Genomic DNA, 21191 nt, shown 5'->3' on the forward strand with positions numbered 1-21191 from the left:
CATATAAAAGCGGACACAAGAAGGCCGTTCCTCCCAACCGGACAGGGGCGGCCCTTCTAACGTCTATCGAGGAGGAACAACAGGTGAGCAAGCTGTGGGGCGGACGTTTTACCAAAGGAACGAACAAGCTGGTAGAGGAATATACGGCTTCTATCGAGTTCGATAAAGTGCTGGCGGAAGAGGATGTGCAGGGCAGTCTGGCCCATGTCACGATGCTGGGCAAATGCGGAATTCTGCCGCTGGAGGATGTGGAGACGATCAAGGCCGGGCTGAATAAGGTGCTGGACAAGGTGCGTGCGGGGGAGATTGTATTCTCGGTTGCCGATGAAGATATCCACATGAATATTGAAAAGAACCTGATCGAACAGATCGGCCCGGTCGGCGGCAAGCTGCACACCGGCCGCAGCCGCAACGATCAGGTGGCGACAGATATGCACCTCTACCTGCGTAACCGCGTGGTTGAGCTGGTCGCGCTGCTGCACGAGCTGCAGGGTGCGCTGATCGGGCAGGCCAAGGATAACCTGGAGACCATCGTTCCAGGATACACACACCTGCAGCGGGCACAGCCGATTCTGTTCGCGCATCATCTGCTGGCCTACGTGTCGATGTTCCGCCGCGATGCGGAGCGCCTGACCGACAGCTACAAGCGGATTAACGTGCTGCCGCTGGGTGCCGGGGCGCTGGCGGGAACCACGTTCGCGATTGACCGCCACTTTGTGGCTGAGCAGCTTGGTTTTGACGGGGTCTATGAGAACAGTCTGGATGCGGTCAGCGATCGCGACTTCATCGTGGAGTTCCTGGCGAATGCATCGCTCGTGATGACTCATCTATCCCGGCTCAGCGAAGAGCTGGTGCTGTGGAGCAGCACGGAATTCAGCTTCGTGGAGCTGGATGATGCCTTCTGCACCGGCAGCAGCATCATGCCGCAGAAGAAGAACCCGGATGTGCCGGAGCTGGTACGCGGCAAGACAGGCCGTGTCTACGGCAACCTGATCGGACTGCTGACCGTGCTGAAGTCGCTGCCGCTGGCCTATAACAAGGACATGCAGGAAGATAAAGAAGGCATGTTCGATACAGTAGCTACCCTTACAGGGGCCTTGCAGCTGTTCGCACCGATGATCTCCACCATGAAGGTGAACAAGGAGCGGATGCGTGAAGCGGTGAACACGGACTTCTCCAACGCGACCGATATCGCTGACTTCCTGGTGGGCAAAGGCCTGCCGTTCCGTCAGGCGCATGAGGTGATCGGCAAGACCGTCCTGTATTGCATCAACCAGGGCAAGTTCCTGCTGGATCTGACGCTGGACGAATTCAAGCAGTTCTCGCCGCTGTTCGACGATCAGATCTATGCGGTGCTCCAGCCGGAGGCCGTGGTGAACGCCCGTAATGTCTACGGCGGTACCGCCACGGTTCAGGTGCAGGCCGCCATCGGGCGGGCCGAAGCGGACCTGACAGCTGCGGGTGAATGGGTGAAGCAGCATGGCGGAGCCGTGTAACCTATATGCAGGTCGTCTGCACTGCCCGCTGGAGGCAGAGGATTACTGAAGGCATTAGAGACTGTCATTTGCAGCGGAAGCTGCAGAAGGGCAGTCTTTTTTCAATAGACAATAGGGGGGAAGGTATGGATTGGGAAGCCCATATTGAATGCTGGAGCCGTACTACGGTCAGGCTGCTGGAGGTTCAATTATTCGCTGCGCAAGCAGGAACGGTGCCTGAGCATGATGTGGCGGCTACGGGTTTTTTCCTGCTGAGCGTGCAGGGCGAGGCGACTGTAAGTCTATCGGGGACGGTCTATTCCACCCGGTCTGCGCCTCTTCTGCATGGCGGCAAGGAAACGGAGCTCGGGCTGATGCCGCTGGACAACGAGTTTGTCTGTTATTTCATTCGCTATCAAGCCGACAGTCTATTTCCAGAGGACCAGGAGAGCTTCAATATGCCGTATGCCTTCACTCCCTATACACTGCTGCCCTTGCAGGAGAAGTGCCAGGCAATGGATCGTCTGTGGCAGCATACCGCCCCGCTGGAGAAGCTGGAGGCACAGACGGTTTTTCATCAATTTGTATATGAGGTTATGCGGCAAATTCACTCCTCGGCTCAGGGGACCAGCAGACCGGGTGTAGTCACTGAAGCCATTCACTATATTCATGAGCATTACAGTGAGCCGATTACCGCAGAGGTATTGGCCGGAATGTGCAGCTGCAGTACGAGCTACTTGTTCCGCATGTTCAAGAGTCAGCTTGGGTTCGGTCCTATCGATTATCTGATCCATGTACGAATCCGCAGATCCAAGCAGCTGCTGCTGCAATCCAATGCCCGAATTCAGGAAATCGCAGGCAGTGTGGGTTATGCCGATGTCTATTATTTCAGCCGTTTGTTCAAAAAGCATACCGGCTGCTCGCCGCAGCGATTCCGGGAGAATAACAAGCATACCGTTCAGAATAATCCATTACATCTGCTGAAATCGTCTATTGTATCTGGTAAGCCTGTTTCTCATAATGATAATGAGAATTATTATCAGTTAAATGAGGAAGGGGACACATCGATGTTCAGATTTTCAAGACCGGCCTTAGGGGCTGCGCTGCTGTTATGTTCAGCCATATTTCTAAGTGCATGTCAGACAGGCAACAACACTGGAAAGGCAGCCTCTGAGCCTATTCCCACCAGTACGGCTGTAGACAGCGAGGCCGCAAATACACGTATTTACAAGCATTTGAAGGGGGAGACCGAGATTCCCGTGAAGCCTCAGCGGGTCGTCAGTCTTTTTCATCTGGGGGAATTGATGGCGCTTGGAGTGAAGCCGGTGGGAGCAACAACCTTCATTCTGAACAATCCGCTGTTAAGCGATGTGTCGGATATTGAAGATGTAGGTTCTACGCCTGATGCGGAGAAGATCCTGTCGCTTGCGCCTGATCTGATTATTACAACAGCCCCGTTCGCGGAGGTGGTCGAAGGAGGATACGAGGCGCTGAGCCAGATTGCACCAACCCTTGTAGTGGAGCAGTATAATGATCCGGTCAAGGATGTCGAAATGTTCGGGGATATTCTGGGCAAGCAGACGGAAGCGAAGCAGTGGAACAAGGATTTTGCAGCAAAAATAAAAGAGTCCAAAGAAAAAATCGCTCCCTACATCGAACCGGACGAAACCTTCTCCATTCTAAATGTGCGTTCCGGTGCCGTCTTCATTTACGGGGATACCAATCTGGGCGGCAACATCGTGTATAAATATCTGGGCCTGAAGCCGACCGAAAAGGTGGAGAAAGAGGTCATTCACGGAGAGACCTGGGAGATCTCCAGCGAGGTCATTCCTGACTTCATCGGTGACCGGCTAATTCTCGCAGTGAATGAAGGGGCGGAGGCAGAGCTGAAGAAAGTGGATAAGCTCATTCAGAATTCACCGGCAGGGAAAGCGGGCAAAATCTACAATATTGACTTCAATCAATTCCTGTTCAGTGATCCGATTTCGGTAGAACAACAAATGGACATCATCGTTAACCTGCTGGCAGGGAGCAGTACGTAATTACGCGGGTGACCATAAAAAAGGGCGCTGGATGAATTGTCCAGATCCCTTTTTTTGAAAATATAATGCCCAGGGTTCATTCGATACCGCTTACAATATCACAATCTCTACTTCCCCAGCGGCAGCCACTTCAGCACATCGCGGATCTTGGTATCCCAGTATCCCCACTCATGCTCGCCCGGCCCTTCCTCGTAGGTCAGAGACAGCTTGGTCTTGGAGCAGGCCTTACGGAAGACCTGATTATCCTCATACAGGAAATCCTCGGTTCCACAGCACTGATAGAGCAGCGGCTTCGGCCCTTTGGAGCGGTTCACTTCCTCTAGCAGCCATAGCAGATCTTCCGGAGAACCAGCAATGTCTTTGTCCCCAAAAATCTGCAAATAATCCTTGGTTCTCTGCGATGGATCTTCAAAGTTCAAGAAATTGTGTGCCATATCGAGTGCCCCGGACAGACTCGCTGCTGCGGCCCAGTCCTGCGGCTTGCGCAGTCCCAGCTTCATTGCCCCATAACCGCCCATCGACAATCCCGCCACGAAGTTATCCTCGCGCTTGGCCGACAAAGGGAAGAAGGAACGGGCAAGTGCCGGTAACTCCTCACTAATGAATGTCCAGTACTTCCCGCCCGCCTCCATATCCGTGTAGAAGCTGCGGTGGACCTGCGGCATAACAACAGCGATGCCCAGCTCTGCTACATAACGCTCAATCGAGGTCCGGCGCAGCCAGATCGAATCATCGTCAGACAAGCCGTGCAGCAGGTACAGGGTGGGGTGTAAGGTCCCTTTGGAGACATTACTCATTCCGATCTGCGTAGTGGTCTGCTGCGGCAGAATGACAGTCATCGAAGTACTGAGCCCTAGCACCTCCGAATAAAATTTACATTCAATCAAAGCCATTTGCGTATCCCCTTTCTGCCCACATGATAGCACAGCCCCTACCTGATATAAACTGTAGATTTCTCCAGATTTATTGTCCGCAAGCATTGCTGCTGCCGGAGGAGAAAGAATATAATGGAAGTAGGTAGAAAGATTCATATAAACATGCAAGGACACAGGACTGAAGACATGGATAAACCCATAATTTGAATTTCAATAGAGTATAGGGAGCGAACACAATGTCCTGGAAAGACCCATGGAACCGCAGCCGCGAGCGGGGCAAGGAAGCGGGCTTCACCTTAATCGAGGTGCTGGCCGCCATCGTCATTTTGTCGATAGTGTCCCTGGTGCTGACCTCATACTTCACCCACGCCATGACCTATTCCAAGTCGAATCAGAACAAGACGATCATGGTCAATCTGGCGCGGAACGCTTTGTTTTATATGGAGAAGCAGGATTTTGGTGAGATCAATAAGTATTTTATAGATCATCTTTCCGATGCTGTTATTAAAGCAGAAGACTGTAAGAGCAGCGGCTGTGTATTAACGAATGTTATTAATTTTACAGGCTCTCCAGCTAGTGTTCTGAATCCCGTAGTTAATGGAATTGCCTATCAGATTGATGTGGTATACCAGCCCGAGTTATGGAAAAAGAAAGAAGAGCCTTCGCCTTCCAGCGGTGCTCCCTCCATTGACCTGTCTAATTCGCAAAAATATCTTCTTCCCGTGTTGGTGAAAGTAAGACGCGTAGATCCGGGGAATCAGCCGGTATATGACATAAAGGTGGAGGGGTATATCACCGATGAAAGAATTCGTTAGGCATATGCAATCTCGGGAGCAGGGATTTACTTTGATTGAATTGATTGCATCACTTACAGTGTTTGCTATGATCGCGGGCATTATTTCTGGACTTACCATGTTTGGTGTAAGAAGCTACGACAAGATTACAATTCAGAATGAGCTCCGGGATGAGGCCGATTTAATTATGTCAGCTATAATTACTAAACTCTATACATATGCACCAGATAAGGTTCAGAACATTAATGGGGGTATAGAACTCAGCCGGAGCGGCAGGGAAAAGAAAGAGGCGATTATAGTCGAGGGGAATCAAATAATTATATCTGGTAACGGAACCGAACAGGGAACAAATTCACCACTTGCAGTTCGTTCAGAACTTGGCGATTCCAAGGTTACCGCATATACGGCAGACGGGCGGGAATGTACAATCAGCTCACTTTGCGGCTCGGGGACCATTGAAATTGATCTGGTATTGAAATACAAAGGCAGCTCAGAAAATATGCTGGAACTAAAAAGCCAATTTGGATATTAGGAGGGAGGAGATGCGTAATCAAGGGAATAGAAGGTGCGTTGGCGAACACGAAGTTGATTTGAAGAAGAGACTGGCTTCACAACAGGGGTCAGTGCTTGTCCTGGTTATGTTTATAGTCCTGCTGCTAACCATCCTTGGTGTAGGAGTGCTTAGTGCAACAGTAGGAGGGGCAAAGCGTGCAGAGACCCGCGAGAACGATGTACAGAGTCTGCATTTGGCCCAGAAAAAAATAGACGAGGTTATTGCTTATATGACTCAGAAATTAAACCAGATGCTGCAGCAGGGAATTGATCGGCCACAGAATGAGTTAAATAGCGACATTCAACAGTTTCTAAAAAAACTGCAAGATCAGGCCTCAGGATTCCGGTCTTTAACCAGTATCAATGGGGCAGCCAACCGTATTACGAGTATAACTCTAGATGAATCGGCATCTTCCGGGAGTCAATATGCAGTGGTGATACAAGCCAGTGCAGATGTGAACGGCATCTCCCGGAATCTGGAGCAGAGAGTAACCGTTACAACTTTCCCCGACTTCTTAAATTATTCTTTAGGATCTGAAGGAGATGTTATTCTGAACGGTGCTCCATTTATTAAGGGGAATTTGTATGCTGGCGGACAACTGAAACTTAGCCCTCTTGCCTTCTATATGCATAATGGGAGAGAGCTAAATCAGCCCACGCTCTATCCTTTGCTCGAAGGAGAGGCCCACATACAATCGCTTAATGAGATACAGTATTGGAACGGAGGAAGTTATGTGGATGTGCCCACAGGGGGCGAACAATATAAGTTGGTTAATGAAAGGGTGAAGCAAACATACGAAAACTCGCTGATCAAGAAAAAAAAGACTTTAGTACAAATCGATGTGGAGGACTCTTTTTTAGATAAGATTTCAGAAGCTTCGGGATCAGCGGCGAATAAACGGAATTTCTCAAATGTATACTATGGCTTCAGATTACCTGAGGAATCTAATGAAACTCCGACAGAAAGAGGACAAAGGCTGGTAAGCTCTTTCATTAATCCTGATGGAACAAGTAACCAGATCCCAGAAGTACTTAAGATGCCCCAACGAAGTGATTATGACCAGATTGAGAATGAAGAGATGGAGGGAGATGAATTAGAGGCTTGGCGGGAGGAGCAGTATCAGCTGGCTTTTGAGGCCTTTAGGCTAAAGTTAGCCAACTTGTCTACCAGCGCGATATATAATGGCAGTTTGTATCTTGATGGTACTTCACTAAATAATATTACAGATATCTCTAAAGCCAATCGTATGGACAATCCCGGCGAGCAGCCCTCCAACTGGGTTATCATCAACGGAGATCTTAAGCTGGTCAACAGTGATCCAAGTAACTGGATTACCATACAAGCAAATCTTCTGGTGATGGGAGATTTGTATATAGAGGGGAATGTAAAATTCGACTCTACTTTGTATACTCTTGGAGAGACAAAGATCATTAATGCAAGCATTTCAGGAAAAGATGAGAAAGAACTGGTCGTGATCTCCAAAGGCCCGGTCTTACTTAATAGAGTGGATGAGTTTAAAGAGAAGGCTACGAATTTGCAAGCCTTTTTCTATACAGACAGCACAGCGGAACTGTACGGAGTCGGATCGATTTTTTCACTAAATGGAGGGTTCTTTGCTAAAGGCACTCTTACGATCAATGCAGTGGTCGGAGAACGTGTAATCAATGAGCCGGGGAAATACGAATTTAATTTCGAAGATCAGAATCAGCCAGATCCATCTGCTTCTAGGTTCAGTATTCGTTATAATGAGAAGGTATTTGAGCATCAAAAGGTGGGCCTGCCGCGAGTCAAGCAGATCAGCATTAATGCCGGGCCAGTCGAATTAAAGCCACAAAGTAAATAGACAAATAAAAAACAGCCTCGATTCCAACTTGGAATCAAGGCTGTTTAATTTGGTGAAAATCATATGAGTCGTAACTGGACAATCTCCTCTTAGTATCGGTTATCACCAGAGGCTTGGGCGCCCAACACAGTTAATGTATAAACGGCTGTTTTATAGTCGCCATTTATTGTTTGGTATCTGACTTGGATCTGTACAGGTTGATCTGCTTTAGTAGGATTAATTCCTGTTACGACACCCTTAGACGTTAAATCAATCGCTGAAGCAGTTCCGCCCACTATGGACCATTGTAGTTTAGGGATAATATATTCAGGAATAGCCCCATAAGGAGTGGTATACAGATTGGAGAGCAGTTCAAGTCTCGTACCTACATTAATTACCCCTGAACTTGGGTCGAACATCAGATCGGGTTCTTCCAATACTTTTATCACAAAGGTACTGCTAGAGATTCCAGCAGCTTTGACAACAATGCCCACTCCATCTTTTATGTCTGTCCCTTTGAAGTTAACGGTAGGACTGGATGTAGTTAGAGAAGCTACCGTATGCTTCTCCTCATTTACGAAGCCCGCATATTTCAGATCCTCAATATTGACTAAGCTCCACTCATAATTGGCAACACCGGTGTCCAGTGGATCTGTTATTGCAGTCAATGTTTTACTATCATTGATGTACAGTTGAGTAGGACCGGAGATGCTTATGCCACTCAGTCCAACCGTGATATTTTTTGTTGCAGCAATACCATCCGGATTCTGATTGGTTTTAACAATAACACTAATGGTATAGCTGCCGATTTGTCTAATCTTAAAGTCAGCTTCTGATGGATGGGATGGAACCCCCGTTATTGCGGCTACAGTCTGTCCAGTCAGAGCATTTACTGCTGACCAATAATATTGATGACCGGTTTCATGGGATTGCCGGTATTCAGCGGTTAATCTTACAGTTTCATCTGCTTTCGCTGCATCCTTCCCGATGATATTTAATGTGGGATTAAGAACTGTTACTACAGCAGTGTCCGACAGATTGCTTCCATCTATAGTGGATGCTGTAATGGTGGCCGTACCAGCCTTCCGTCCTGTAACGATACCACTCGAGTCTACATGGACAATATTATCATCACTTGAATTCCAGCGTAAGGCTTCATCAGACTTGTTAGCAGGTTTAATCGTCCACGACATCATTTGTTCGTCACCAATCAGCAGGGTCGCATCCTCTACAGTTAGGTCTGTTATGCGCTCAATCACCGTAAGTGCGGTGGCCGGGAACTTAATGTAGGTCGGATTAAGCGGATTGGACGACGGAATAGGTGAGGCAGTCGGTGATGCAGTTGGTGTCGGTGATGCAGTTGGTGTTGGTGCTGTTGTAGGTGTAGCCGCCGGTGGTGTAACCGGAAGAGGACCTTTATATGGAAGATTACCTAGCAGTGAAGATGCGTCCAGCGACTTGGAGATCACATTACCGTGAACCTGACCGTTGGTGAAGGTTACCTTCGCTCTAGGCGCAAGAATCGAGCCATAAAGCTGAACACTAGAGATTGAAACATTCTCAGCGTTCGGAAAGTTATAGATGATATGGTCCCCGCCGGTGACACCGCTTGGAAGGCCAAATGCTTTGTTCACATTAACCTCGGGACCCGTAATGGTATATACTATATTTTTGCCCGAGAGATTCTCTGTGTTTGTCCAGCCTACATTGGCGAAGTCCTCGGAAGTAATTCTGAAATTAACTAAGCCATCGGTGCCAGTTCCGTTACCATGAAGGTACATTCCTCCGTACTTAGATTCCTGTGTACCATTAGGTACAGCGGCCCCTAACTGATCTGACAAACTCTTATAATAGTATTCAGCTGCATCAAAATCTATTAAAGATCCTCTGGCATAAGTGCCGTCCTCAATGGTCCCGCTGTCTACCTTGTTAAAGCTTCCCTGATGCAGGATATTGCCGTACACATGTCCATTATGAAAATCTAAATCACCGCCAGTAACAATGGCATAGGGGACCTTACTACCTAGAACTCTGTTAATATCGACTGCGCGTGCCGTTGTATTTCCTTTCGCTGCAAGATTCCCTTCTACAGTTGCAGTTACCTTGGCGTCTCCAAATACAAAGGCATTATAATCTCCAGCAATCCCGAGTACTGAGCCTGAAGAAGAAACGGCCGGATTAAAGACAGGACCTATGGGAGAACTGGCAGTTGGACTTGGAGAAGGTTGGGACGATACCACTGGCAGGGCGTCAGGATCAGCATGGATATCAATAAAGCTGACTCGCCCATAATCCAGGTTGTAGACTCCAGTGACGGCAGCTCTAACTTTAATAGTGATTGAGAGCGGCTTGCTGGATTCGGGAACAAAAGTCTGACTGCCGTCTACCGTCTTCAAGGTATACTGTATATTTCCAAGCTTTTTGTTTAAAGTGTATCCTCCGTCAGTATTATTAGAGGCTTCAATTCCCTCAGGCCATTCTTCTACAGGTTCCAGATTGGCAGGCAGTTGCTCCTGAAATTCGATATTGGAAATAACCTGTGATGGGAAGGCCTGATCCGCTGTACCTATTTGGTCAAGGTGGACAGACTTGGGTTGTATTACATAGTTCATGGTAAATGTCTCATTCCTGCCAATAACTCCATCAGGGCTGACGTTGGAAGATAAGGTTCGTGAAAGTTCCAGATTGGCACTGGATTTCAATATAACAATTGAAATCGTCTTCATGTCAGCCAGGGCCCCCTGCCTATCCCGGGCTGAAATCTCAACAGTTAACGTTCCTCCTTCCGGCAGCGGATTAGTGAATGTCTGGTGAACCGGTTTTCCAGATAACACTTCTTTTTCAGCCATTCCTATGGAAGTTAAATACTTATCTCCTGCCTTGAAGCGAATGGATGTGTATAACTCCCGGTCATTCAGGTCAGGATCTTCCACTTTGTAATCGACAGTGATTTCATTCTGATAGGTCGGAATGAGATCTTTCTCCCGAGGCATATTTACTGTAATTTCCGGCTTGTGGTTAGAGCCAAGGTAGGCTCGGTACATGGTGTTTACGAACAGTTTTTGCTCCCAGAGTGGAAACTTCTCCGTACTGTTGGCAACGAATATATGGCCAGTCCCAGAGTAGGTTACATTTCCTTTGGAATAGGTATAGTAGTGATTCCAGCTATCATTCACATCCCGTTTGCTGCCGGTGATGTTATACCATGGAATAACCGTCGGATCTTCCAAGTTCAATGTGTAATACTGATTATGCGTATTGGCAACTGCCGGCGTGAGAATGTTGTTTTGGTTGTTATTTTTGTCAATTGAACTCAAATAAAATGGAAACTGGGTAAGCAAACCGTCATTAACCGGTGTAACCGTTCTGGAGGTATTCGGAGCATTTAATCCGAGATTGGTCAAAGGCTCAATTTGTCCTGTAATTTCCTTGAAATATTTTACCCAATTACTGTCTGGCCGATAAACCGTATCATGCGTAAACATGACGCTCTGCTTGGTGACCTGAGTGAAATTCACTACCCCTTCAGCTGCAAGATTACTGATAGCCGCATTTGTATTATAAGAATCTCTGAATCCGAAAATCAGCATGTCGTAAACGCCGTTAAGACCGTAAGTCTTGTCCTGCTTGTATTTAGCAGATACATAATTGTTGAATTCGGTAATGGTCTTCGTACTGATATTCAATTCGTAATCATCTGTCTTCAAGAAGCTTGAATCCATATTATTCGGATCAAGCAGACTACTGTTTCGTTCAGAATTACTTATAGTAGGCATAATCTGAAGGACATTCACTACTGTCTGTTTGCCGCGGAAACGGATCGTCCCGCTACTATAATCTTTGAGTTTGCTTTGATTAAGATGATCGGTAATTTCAAGCTTCCAGTATATCAATCCGGAAAGCGTGTTGGGGAGTGTATAGGTAATACTGCCGTTTGGACCATCATTCAGAGTTTTAATTTCTACGACTTGAGATTCAGTCATTGGAATAGATTTATCAACACTGACATATAGCTTGGCTAATATGGGGCGGGTATTGAAATCATCAACATTATGTACAGTGAAATTAAAATTCAGCTTATCGCCTGGACGATAAATGTGAGTTTGGTCAGTGGTGTAATCGATAATTGAATCTTTGTTATTTATGCTTAATCTCGGCCGCTGATTTAGCATTTGAGAATATTTTGAATTTCCTTGTTTCAGTGCATTGATCCAGTCTGGCAATTCTGTGCTATTTATGAAAAGTACATTTGATTTTGAAGACGAGCCTCCGAGATATTTGCTGAATGTATTAAAAAGGATACTGGTCTGGCTATCGGTTTGTGTCTCAAAGGGCTGTTTATTGAACATGACCAGAAGTCCCTTTTCAATGTAATTCTTAATGATTTCCTGGGCCTTCAATACGGTGATGTCATTCATCACTCCCGAAGTTGCATGTGCTGCTGCACGGACTGCCTGTGAATCGGTAGACTTGCTGGAAACACCGCTTGGGCTGTAGGTGCCTTTGCCAAGATAGAACATATCATACTTGCCGTCAATATCATCTCGCTGGGCGACAAAGCGCTTCATGCTTAGTGTGCTTAGCTCTACGTTTGCCATTTTGGCGACAAGTGGTGAGAGTTCGCTGGTCCCAGTGTCTGTAACTTCCAAGATTCGAATCGGGTAGACAAAAGATTCTGCATTTACTGATGTGACTATTGTCCTGATTGAAAGGACAAGCAGGATTACCAGAATAAAAATAAGGCTAAAAAACATAGTTCTGGACTTGTGCATCTTCATCCCCATCACTCCCCGTATATCAATAAAAATATCAGTTGTCTAAACTCGTAAAATTGAATTTTTTCCTAAAATTATTGTAAGATCACCTATAATATGCTATATATCATTCTAGGATAATTTTCACAGATAGGCAATGATGGAATGTGTAAATATACCTCGAAATTTGAGTCTTTAGAATTATATTTTAAAGTTATTTATCTAAAAATTTATTTTTTAAATTTGAAATAGGTACTTTGATGCAGATACGAACCGATGATCTACATAATCCACATGGCATGGAGATGAGCTGCGGTTGGCAATCATAAAAAAGAGATTGGGAGATTTGCTGGTAGAGAACGGAATTATATCAGAGGAACAGCTTCAGGAGGCGTTGGTAGACCAGCGTAAGACCAAACGCAAATTAGGTGACCTGCTGATTTCGCAAGGATACATTACAGAGCAGCAATTAATTGAGGTATTGGAATTCCAGTTGGGTATCCCTCATGTCAGTTTGCATAAATACCATATTGACCCGGCGATTACACAGATTATTCCGGAAAGTATGGCCAAGCGGTATCAGGTTCTCCCTTTCTTGAAGGAAGGGGGGAAGCTGATGGTAGCGATGGCAGATCCGCTGGATTATTTCGCAATTGAAGATTTGCGGATGAGTACAGGATTCCGGATTGAACCGGCTATTTCTACCAGAGACGAATTGCAGCGTGCTATTGCAAGACACTATGGTATGCGCGACTCTATGAACCAGATGCTGATCGAGCTGCCGACACAGGAAGAGATTACAGAGACAGAAATTACTGACGAGGATTCGCCCATTGTCCGGCTTGTTAATCAGATGATTCAACAGGCGGTTCAATTGCGGGCATCTGATATACATGTCGATCCCGGCGAGAATAACCTGCTCATCCGTTACCGGATTGATGGAACGCTTCGTACCGAGCGGCTGATTCCCAAGCAGATGCAGGGATTTATTACAGCCCGACTCAAGATCATGGCGCGGCTGAACATAGCGGAACGCCGCCTTCCCCAGGATGGCCGGATCAAAATGCAATTCGACTACAAGATGATCGACATTCGGGTGTCGTCATTGCCGACGATGTACGGAGAGAAAATTGTACTGCGGCTGCTGGATCTCAGCACCGGAATTAAGGCAGTGGACACGCTGGGATTCAGCGATGGTAATGCGGCAGCGTTCAAGGAAATGATTGGCCGTCCGTATGGCATCATGCTCATTACAGGACCTACCGGCAGCGGAAAAACCACAACACTGTATTCAGCACTCAGCCAATTAAATCAGGAGACTGTTAACATCATCACGGTTGAAGATCCTGTGGAGTATCAGCTTGAAGGGATTAATCAGGTGCATGTTAATCCGGCCATCGGCCTTACATTCGCAGCGGGATTACGCTCTATACTCCGTCAAGACCCCAATATCGTCATGGTAGGTGAGATCCGGGATACCGAAACAGCTGAAATTGCGGTCCGGGCTTCACTGACAGGACACTTGGTACTTTCAACACTACATACTAACGATGCTGTAAGCAGCATATCCCGTCTGCGCGATATGGGTGTTGAGCCCTATCTGATTGCCTCGTCATTGATCGGTGTCGTTGCCCAGCGTCTGGTGCGCAAAATTTGCACGGACTGTAAGGAGACCTATAAGCCTTCCCAGCAGGAAGCGATTATGCTTGAAAGTTACGGACTCCGAACAGATATACTTCACCGGGGAAGCGGTTGTGGAAGCTGCAATTCTACCGGCTATCGGGGCAGGCTTGCCATTCATGAAGTTTTGACTATCGATGATCATATGCGGCAATTGGTTACCGACTCCGCTTCCGTAGAAGAGCTGCGCTCTGCTGCTAAAGTAGGCGGCCTGGTCCAACTGATGGAAGATGGTCTGCTTAAAGTATCGCAAGGGATGACCACTCTGCAGGAAGTGCTGCGGGAGACAGTATCCCATTAATGATTAGGGGGAGACATATTGCCAGTTTCAACTAGAACGATTATACAGCTCCTGCACTTGGCTCACTCCTCCAGAGCGTCTGATTTGCATATCTCCGTGGGCTCACCTCCCGTGCTGCGGATTGACGGTCGACTTGAGAATGTGGAGGGAGCATTCATTGGTCCTGGTGAGGCTGAACAGATGGCCCTTGACCTGCTTGGTCCCGAGAGAGAATCTGAATTCCGGGTGGCGGGTGAGTATGATTTCTCTTACCCGCTGGAAGGCGGAGTCCGGTTCCGCGTGAACGTATATCGGCAGCGAGGGGGAATCAGTATTGCTGCCCGGAGTATTCCGGCTGACATTCCGACCCTGGAGAAGCTGGCGCTTCCGCCGATACTTTCATCACTGGCGCTGAAGCCGCAGGGGCTGATTCTGGTAACAGGTCCGACAGGGAGCGGCAAGTCATCCACATTAGCGGCAATGATCCATCATATTAACAGCCGTGAACGGAAACATATTGTTACGCTGGAAGATCCGATTGAATTTTTACATAGCCATGGGACTTGCATTATCGATCAGAGAGAGATTGGAAGCGATACGGCCAGCTTTCCAACTGGCCTTAGGGCGGTACTCCGGCAAGATCCCGATGTCATACTTCTTGGAGAAATGCGCGACTTGGAGACGATATCAGCAGCGGTAACCGCAGCTGAAACCGGCCACCTGGTCATGGCAACCCTGCACACCTCAGATGCACCACAGACAATTGACCGGATTATCGATGCCTTTCCCGGACATCAGCAGAACCAAATCCGCTTGCAACTGGCTTCTGTATTGCTGGCAGTAATCTCACAGCGCTTGTTCCCCCGCTCTCAAGGTCAGGGGCGAATCAGTGTAACTGAGATTCTGATTAATACGCCCGCAGTCGGGAATATGATACGGAGCGAGAAGACACATCAGATCAAGAATATCATGCAGACGGGTAAGGCCCAGGGGATGCATACGCTGGAGATGAACATCCGTGAATGTCTGGCTAGAGGGCTAATTGACACATCGGCAGCTAAAACCTATCTTGCGGGGGTGAATTCCGATGCCTCAATTTGAATATCAGGTTAAGACTCCGGCGGGCAAACAGCTCAAAGGTAAGCTTACGGCACAAGATAAGTCCATTGCCATGGAGGAACTCCGCAAGCGGGGACTTACTGTTTTCTCACTGAATGAGCAGAAAAACTCTATCCTGTCGATGGAGATTTATATCGGTAATCCGGTGAAAACCATTCATTTCATTATTTACTGCCGCCAGTTCGCTACGTTAATCCGTGCAGGTGTGTCTATCGTAGATGCGACCCGAATCCTGGCGGAGCAGACAGACAGCAAGCCGCTGGCTAAAGCGCTGCAGGACGTCAGTTCGAGCCTTTTGCGGGGAATAGCTTTCTCGCAAGCCATACAGGATCACAAAAAGATATTCCCGCATTTGTTCGTGAGTATGGTACGGGCGGGTGAGGAAACCGGGGATCTTGAAGGAACGCTGGAACGGCTGGCGATGTATTTTGAGAAACAGCATACGACCACTGAGAAAATCAAATCTGCGCTCATGTATCCGATCACCGTTGGTGTTATGGCGGTGGCGGCTGTTATCTATCTGCTGTGGGCTATCGTTCCGCAGTTCGTAACCATGTTTGAGTCGATGAATGCAGAGCTTCCGGCTATTACCAAGATGGTACTTGTGCTTAGCAAGAGTATACAAGGGCAATGGTATTTTTGGCTGATCGGTCTGATTGTGATCATAGTAGCCTTTCAAATAACGAAGCGTACAGAGAAGGGGGCCTACGCATTGGATTATGCCAAGCTGAAGGTGCCTGTGTTCGGGAAGCTTAATCAGAAGGGCTCTATTGCGCAGTTCACCAGAACCTTCTCCTCGCTGTATGCCAGTTCAGTGCCGATTCTGCAATCGCTGGCGATTGTTGAAGAAATTGCGGGCAACAAGGTGATTGGAAAATACATTCGCAGCGCAGGGGACTCACTCAGACAAGGAAAGCCTCTGTCGGAACCTTTGAAAAAAGCCTGGGTCTTTCCGCCGCTGGTTACACAGATGATCGCCATAGGTGAAGAGACGGGCGCGCTCGACCAGATGTTGTCTAAAATAGCAGATTTCTATGAGATGGATGTGGAAAACACTGTTGACCGGCTGAAGTCTTTGCTTGAGCCGTTATTGATAGCTTTCCTGGCGGGAGTAGTCGGCGTGATTGTAGCAGCCATTATGCTGCCAATGTTCAGTATCTATAGCAATATGTGATGAGACATCTTTGAGAGGGGTGACGCCGGGCGGGGGCAGATAGCCTTCGTACTGACGAATGCAGATATAACGAACAAACACCTTAGAACATCTAACGCAAGCAATCATCCAAAACTTCATTATTATATTTTAGGAGGAAATCAAATGTTAGCAAATGCAATCAAGAAGAGATTGAGTAAAGAGGAAGACCAGAAGGGCTTTACGCTGATCGAGTTATTGGCGGTTATCGTTATCCTGGGGATTATTGCGGTTATTGCGATTCCTTTGATCGGGAATATTATTTCGGATACAAAAAAAGACTCTGACGTAGCTACGGCCCGCCAAATTTATGATGCGGCTAGACTATACATCGCTGGTGAAAGAGATGGTAAGTTCAGTGATGATAATACAGCTGTAACTGTTACTATTGCTGAAATGCAGACAGAAGGGTATTTGGATACTGATTTGAGTCTTCCAAGTTCAAAAGCTACTATTAAGGGTGGTATTGTTATTTTCACAAACCAAGGCCAATTAGATTCAGTGCAAATAGCACCAAAGCCACTAGGTTCCAAATCAGAATCAAGTATTACAATTGATACAGGTAAAACAGAAGCTGGAGGCAGTTATACAGCTTCAGAGGTCTTAAAGTCAAGTCCGGCTACACCAGCGCCAGTAACAAATCCTTAAAGATTATGTGAGTAATCCATGCAATCTTACTTAATTTATCAAGGAATCGGATCATTCCGGTTCCTTTTTTACACCATCCCATACCCAAAAGGAATGTACTATGACCATCGTTATAGCTGTTTACATCACGCTGCTCGGGCTAATACTAGGCTCTTTCTATAACGTTGTCGCATTGCGTGTGCCAGCTGGACAATCTCTCAATCATCCTCCTTCGCACTGCACCGGTTGTGGAACGCGGCTGAAGCCGCGGGATTTGGTGCCGGTACTCAGCTGGTTGGCCAGCGGTGGTAAATGCAGGCATTGCGGTGCTAAAGTATCCATGCTGTACCCGCTAGGCGAGCTTGCGACCGCGCTGCTGTTCCTGTGGTCCTATCTGGAATTCGGCGTAAGCATTAGAGGTGTAACTGCGATCCTATTGTCGAGTCTGGCTGTTATTGTGACGGTGGCTGATCTCAAATATATGCTGATACCGAACAAAATCCTGCTGTTTTTCACACCATTCCTGCTAGTGCTCACTCTGTTGAATGTTGAAGGACCTTTATGGTTATCTCTTCTAGGTGCTGCTGTAGGTGGAGCAATCATTCTACCCTTTGCCTGGTTTGGCGGAATGGGGATGGGGGATTTCAAGCTGTTCGCTTTGCTGGGACTGGTCATAGGGTGCCCTAATGTGCTGCTTGCCTTCTTCGCAGCATGTCTATTAGGTACACTGGTTGGCGGTACACTCCAATTGGCAGGTATCGCTAAGCGCGGTCAGCCCGTTCCCTTTGGTCCTTGGCTTGCTCTAGGTGCATTACTTGCTTACGGTTATGGTTCAGAGATTATCGGCGGGTATCTCTCGCTTATTCATTAGGAGGCTTATGGCTTATGCTTGGACTTCAGAACCCGGTGGCCGGTCTTGCGATTGAGCAGACGGGAATCCGCTATATCAGCTTTAAGAACAAAAAGTCATGGGAAGTACGCAAAAAGCGCTACCTTCCGCTCCCGCCAGGATTAATTGTTGAGAATCAGGTAGCCGATAGTGAAGCTCTCTTGGAAACGGTCAAGCACTGGGTAAAGGTTGAGAGACTGCGCGGTAAACGGATCTCGCTGTCGATTCCGCCATCGCAGATCATCATCCGTAAAATGAGTATTCCCAGCGCTAATCCGAAGCAAGTAGAGCAGCTTGTTAAGCTGGAAGTAGAGACGGGGATGCATCTGCCCTTTGAAAGCCCTGTTTATGATTATGTCACGATTGATGTGGATGAGGAGAACAGTCATCTCCTGGTGTTCGCTGCCCCCAGGAAGCCGATTCAAGATTATATTGATGTGCTTGAAGGAGCGGGTCTGCGCGTAGGTACTGTGGAGATTGCAGCAACTGCACTTGCCCGTAGCTTGACCATTGGCCGCAAGGCAGAGTTTGAGGATACGATGCTTATTAATATCGAGCAGAATGTTCTTGACGTATACATGTTTCGCAGCGGTAATCCGGTGTTTATCCGAACCATTAATCAAATGGATTTGAACAGCGGTATACAGCCCACTGTACAAGCTGGGATAGAATATATGAGAGAAGCTGCGGCAACGTCTGCTAGTCTGGCCGGCAGTTTACTTGCGCCTGGGCGGATGCTGGAGATCACCGCTGAAATCTCGCGCATGCTGAACTTCTATCAATACAGTCTTCATGACGGAAGCACGAGAATTCAAAGTGTTCTGATTACAGGTCCACTGCAGATTCGCAACCAGCTGCTTGAGGAGCTGCAACAATCCTTGACGGAGCTTGAGGTAGCAACGATCGGACTGGAAGATGTCGCGGGAGACAGCACTCCTGATCCAGAGCTGAATGATTATCGTATAGCTGCCGGGGCAGCCCTGCAGGATAGTAATACCCTTGCTGTTAACCTGCTGCCACGTGAAGACCGGGAGGCCATACTTTTCCCGTATGTTGCTGTCGCTCTTGTTGGAATATGGCTGGTCGGTGCGGTAGGAGTCGGTATATTCTTTGCAACGAATAAAGGGCGGATCGCAGAGAACGAGCAACAAATCCAGGGTGCCCAGGACCGCTCACTGATGCTTCAAAGCGAACTCGCCAAGATCAATGGAAGTTCCGGGATTCTGAATAGAAAAGCTGCAGTGGATGAAATTCTCGCATATAGGACAATTATTGTACCTGTATTGAATGAGCTATCCGCGGGGTTGCCGCAGGATAGCTTGCTGCGAAGTATAAACTATACGTATCATGATTCCATCGATCTCACGTTAAGAGTGCCGAGTATGGAAGCTTCCTCGATTTATTTGGCCAATCTGCGCAAAATGTCTTTAACCAAGGGAGCCGAAATTCAGAAGCTGACAGAAGGGGATACCACCGTACAGTCCGGTTCGGTCTCAGGATATGGTGCGTATACTGCGGTTTATCATGTGAGCTTACTAAAAACGAAGGCTGATAATACAGCAGCTGGAATAGACCAACAGGCAGCGTCAGGGGAGGGGGATGGCAATGGAACAAATTAATAAATACAGGTCACCTATTACATTGGGCGTGCTTATCCTGTTTTTGTTGCTATTCGCCTTCTTCATGCTTGGTCTACAGCCTACCAGCCGAACTGTCAAAGATCAGGAATCTGAGCTGAGCCAGTTGAATGAACAGAATAGCCTGCTTGAGCGCAAAATTGATGAACGCAAGAACGACACCTCACAGCAAGCCGAAGAGGCTGCACTGCTCACCCAGCTTCCGGAAGGTGACAACAGTGAACAAATGATTCTGGATCTGCGCTCTATCGGATCAGTATCCGGGGCGAAACTAAAGGATGTCAATTTCAGTATAGGTCAAGAGAATCCGATTCAGACAATGACAGGTTCAGGTACGGCGGTATACCCCACGGTCAAGCCGCTCACTATGACGGCTGTAGTCGAGGGGGATTATTCTAGTATCAGTAATTGGCTGAGTGCACTGCAACAGCTGCCCCGCATAGTGAATGTCGATACATTAACATTTCAGCGGTCCTCGGACGGCGGGGGTGCAGGAGGAACTTCCAGTATTATCACGGCGAATGTCTCGTTTACAGCCTACTTCGAGGATGCCGAGAGTGCGGAAGGTGAAGCTCCAACTGCTGCTGATGTGAATCCTGCACCAATCTCGATGAGCGAAAATAACTAGCCGTTAATTTATAAGTTACTCCGCTTCCTCTTTATGGGGAACGGAGTTTTTTTACGCATTTCCCCCATTACCCGTTTATACCCCCAGGTGGTTTGGGTATTACAGCTTACGGGCTATTGTAATGTTATACAGTACTTATCGCAGCAGCTTAGTCTGAAGTACGCTTCAGGCTACCACACAGGAATACGAGGAGGCGTTCAAGATGAAGAACAAAAAATGGATGATCGGGTCACTGGCATTATCACTGGGTCTTGTCTCTGCAGGGGGCGGAGCGCTTGCGGCTTCACCGGTGGCAAGCATTGAGGGCGTAAGAACGGTTGCGGCGTCTGCACCGGGCAAGGAAGGGCCGGCGACCATTAACAATCTCACTGAACGGAGTGTTGTTCCGCTGGTGGTTCATGCCAAAAAGCTATATACGTATGCCAGCCGGGGAGGTAATGTATTCAACCCGGAGCTGTTCACTTATAAAGCACAGGAGTACCGCTATCTGTCCAGTGATCTGGGCTCGAAGCAGCAGCTGATGAGTTATATCAAGAAAGGGTTCACGCATAATGCGGCCGCCTTCTACGCTCAGACACAGTTCCTGGAGCATGAGGGCAGAATGGCGCAGGTCAATTCCGATCTGGGCAACTCGCTGGATTTCACTAGAGCGACTGCCCGGATGGTCTCCAAGACTGCACAGGCGGCAGTGTTCGAGCTGACTGTACCTGCGGAAGGAGCGAACGGGTCGTCCGAGGTAGTAACAGTGAAGCTGAAGAAGGTTAACGGTTACTGGAGAATTGACATGTCACCGGATACTTTGTTCTAGACAGAGGCTTCAGTCC

15 protein-coding genes are annotated in these 21191 nt (G+C 47.7%); 13 read left to right on the forward strand and 2 right to left on the reverse strand.

The features are described 5' to 3' along the window. The first annotated feature begins 83 nt into the window (after window positions 1-83). Together argH and MKY64_RS30730 are read left to right on the forward strand one after the other, a co-directional pair. Window positions 84-1496 (forward strand): argininosuccinate lyase, encoded by a 1413-nt coding sequence (gene argH, locus MKY64_RS30725; RefSeq protein ID WP_340957720.1) that lies wholly within the window; start codon window positions 84-86, stop codon window positions 1494-1496. Window positions 1497-1621: 125 nt separating this feature from the next. Beyond that, window positions 1622-3517, forward strand: a complete 1896-nt coding sequence (locus MKY64_RS30730; RefSeq protein WP_339251779.1) for an AraC family transcriptional regulator — start codon at window positions 1622-1624, stop codon at window positions 3515-3517. A gap of 107 nt (window positions 3518-3624) precedes the next feature. Here the strand turns inward: MKY64_RS30730 and MKY64_RS30735 are convergent, their stop codons facing one another. Beyond that, window positions 3625-4410 carry an alpha/beta hydrolase gene (locus tag MKY64_RS30735; RefSeq protein ID WP_339251777.1) on the reverse strand — a complete coding sequence of 262 codons (786 nt, stop codon included), beginning with the start codon at window positions 4408-4410 and terminating at the stop codon, window positions 3625-3627. Between the two features lie 218 nt (window positions 4411-4628). Here MKY64_RS30735 and MKY64_RS30740 point away from each other — a divergent pair, with 218 nt between their 5' ends. From MKY64_RS30740 to MKY64_RS30750, 3 genes are read left to right on the forward strand one after another with little or no spacing between them, the layout of a single operon-like run. After that, window positions 4629-5207, forward strand: coding sequence for a type IV pilus modification PilV family protein (locus MKY64_RS30740; protein ID WP_340957723.1), 579 nt, complete (start codon window positions 4629-4631; stop codon window positions 5205-5207). Then, entirely contained in the window at window positions 5191-5718 is a 528-nt protein-coding gene (locus tag MKY64_RS30745; protein WP_340957725.1) for a PulJ/GspJ family protein, read from the forward strand. Before MKY64_RS30740 ends, MKY64_RS30745 begins: the two co-directional genes overlap by 17 nt. Before the next feature lie 10 nt (window positions 5719-5728). Next, window positions 5729-7582 (forward strand): hypothetical protein, encoded by a 1854-nt coding sequence (locus MKY64_RS30750; protein ID WP_340957727.1) that lies wholly within the window; start codon window positions 5729-5731, stop codon window positions 7580-7582. Window positions 7583-7671: 89 nt separating this feature from the next. On the opposite strand, the gene MKY64_RS30755 is transcribed toward MKY64_RS30750, so the two are convergent. Beyond that, window positions 7672-12339, reverse strand: coding sequence for a DUF5057 domain-containing protein (locus tag MKY64_RS30755; protein WP_340957729.1), 4668 nt, complete (start codon window positions 12337-12339; stop codon window positions 7672-7674). A gap of 292 nt (window positions 12340-12631) precedes the next feature. On the opposite strand from MKY64_RS30755, the gene MKY64_RS30760 reads away from it, so the two are divergent. The 8 genes from MKY64_RS30760 to MKY64_RS30795 all read left to right on the forward strand — a co-directional run bounded on the left by MKY64_RS30760 (window position 12632) and on the right by MKY64_RS30795 (window position 21175). Further along, window positions 12632-14296 carry a GspE/PulE family protein gene (locus tag MKY64_RS30760; RefSeq protein WP_340957732.1) on the forward strand — a complete coding sequence of 555 codons (1665 nt, stop codon included), beginning with the start codon at window positions 12632-12634 and terminating at the stop codon, window positions 14294-14296. Window positions 14297-14314: 18 nt separating this feature from the next. Then, on the forward strand, window positions 14315-15376 hold the full coding sequence (locus MKY64_RS30765) for a type IV pilus twitching motility protein PilT (protein WP_245367887.1): 1062 nt from the start codon (window positions 14315-14317) through the stop codon (window positions 15374-15376). Continuing rightward, window positions 15363-16568 carry a type II secretion system F family protein gene (locus MKY64_RS30770; RefSeq protein ID WP_209868376.1) on the forward strand — a complete coding sequence of 402 codons (1206 nt, stop codon included), beginning with the start codon at window positions 15363-15365 and terminating at the stop codon, window positions 16566-16568. The genes MKY64_RS30765 and MKY64_RS30770 overlap by 14 nt, the downstream gene beginning before the upstream one ends. A gap of 144 nt (window positions 16569-16712) precedes the next feature. After that, entirely contained in the window at window positions 16713-17234 is a 522-nt protein-coding gene (locus MKY64_RS30775) for a type II secretion system protein (RefSeq protein ID WP_340957737.1), read from the forward strand. 100 nt (window positions 17235-17334) lie between these two features. Continuing rightward, window positions 17335-18084 carry a prepilin peptidase gene (locus MKY64_RS30780; RefSeq protein WP_340957740.1) on the forward strand — a complete coding sequence of 250 codons (750 nt, stop codon included), beginning with the start codon at window positions 17335-17337 and terminating at the stop codon, window positions 18082-18084. Window positions 18085-18098: 14 nt separating this feature from the next. After that, window positions 18099-19721 carry a pilus assembly protein PilM gene (pilM, locus tag MKY64_RS30785; RefSeq protein ID WP_340957742.1) on the forward strand — a complete coding sequence of 541 codons (1623 nt, stop codon included), beginning with the start codon at window positions 18099-18101 and terminating at the stop codon, window positions 19719-19721. Then, complete coding sequence (pilO, locus tag MKY64_RS30790) at window positions 19708-20367, forward strand: type 4a pilus biogenesis protein PilO (RefSeq protein ID WP_340957745.1); 660 nt, start codon at window positions 19708-19710, stop codon at window positions 20365-20367. Before pilM ends, pilO begins: the two co-directional genes overlap by 14 nt. Window positions 20368-20569: 202 nt before the next feature. Next, the gene (locus MKY64_RS30795) at window positions 20570-21175 is read left to right on the forward strand and encodes a DL-endopeptidase inhibitor IseA family protein (protein WP_340957747.1); all 606 of its coding nucleotides are present in this window, start codon (window positions 20570-20572) and stop codon (window positions 21173-21175) included. Window positions 21176-21191: the final 16 nt, after the last annotated feature.

It is taken from the genome of Paenibacillus sp. FSL R7-0210 (assembly GCF_038009085.1).
GTDB lineage: Bacteria > Bacillota > Bacilli > Paenibacillales > Paenibacillaceae > Paenibacillus_AQ > Paenibacillus_AQ silagei.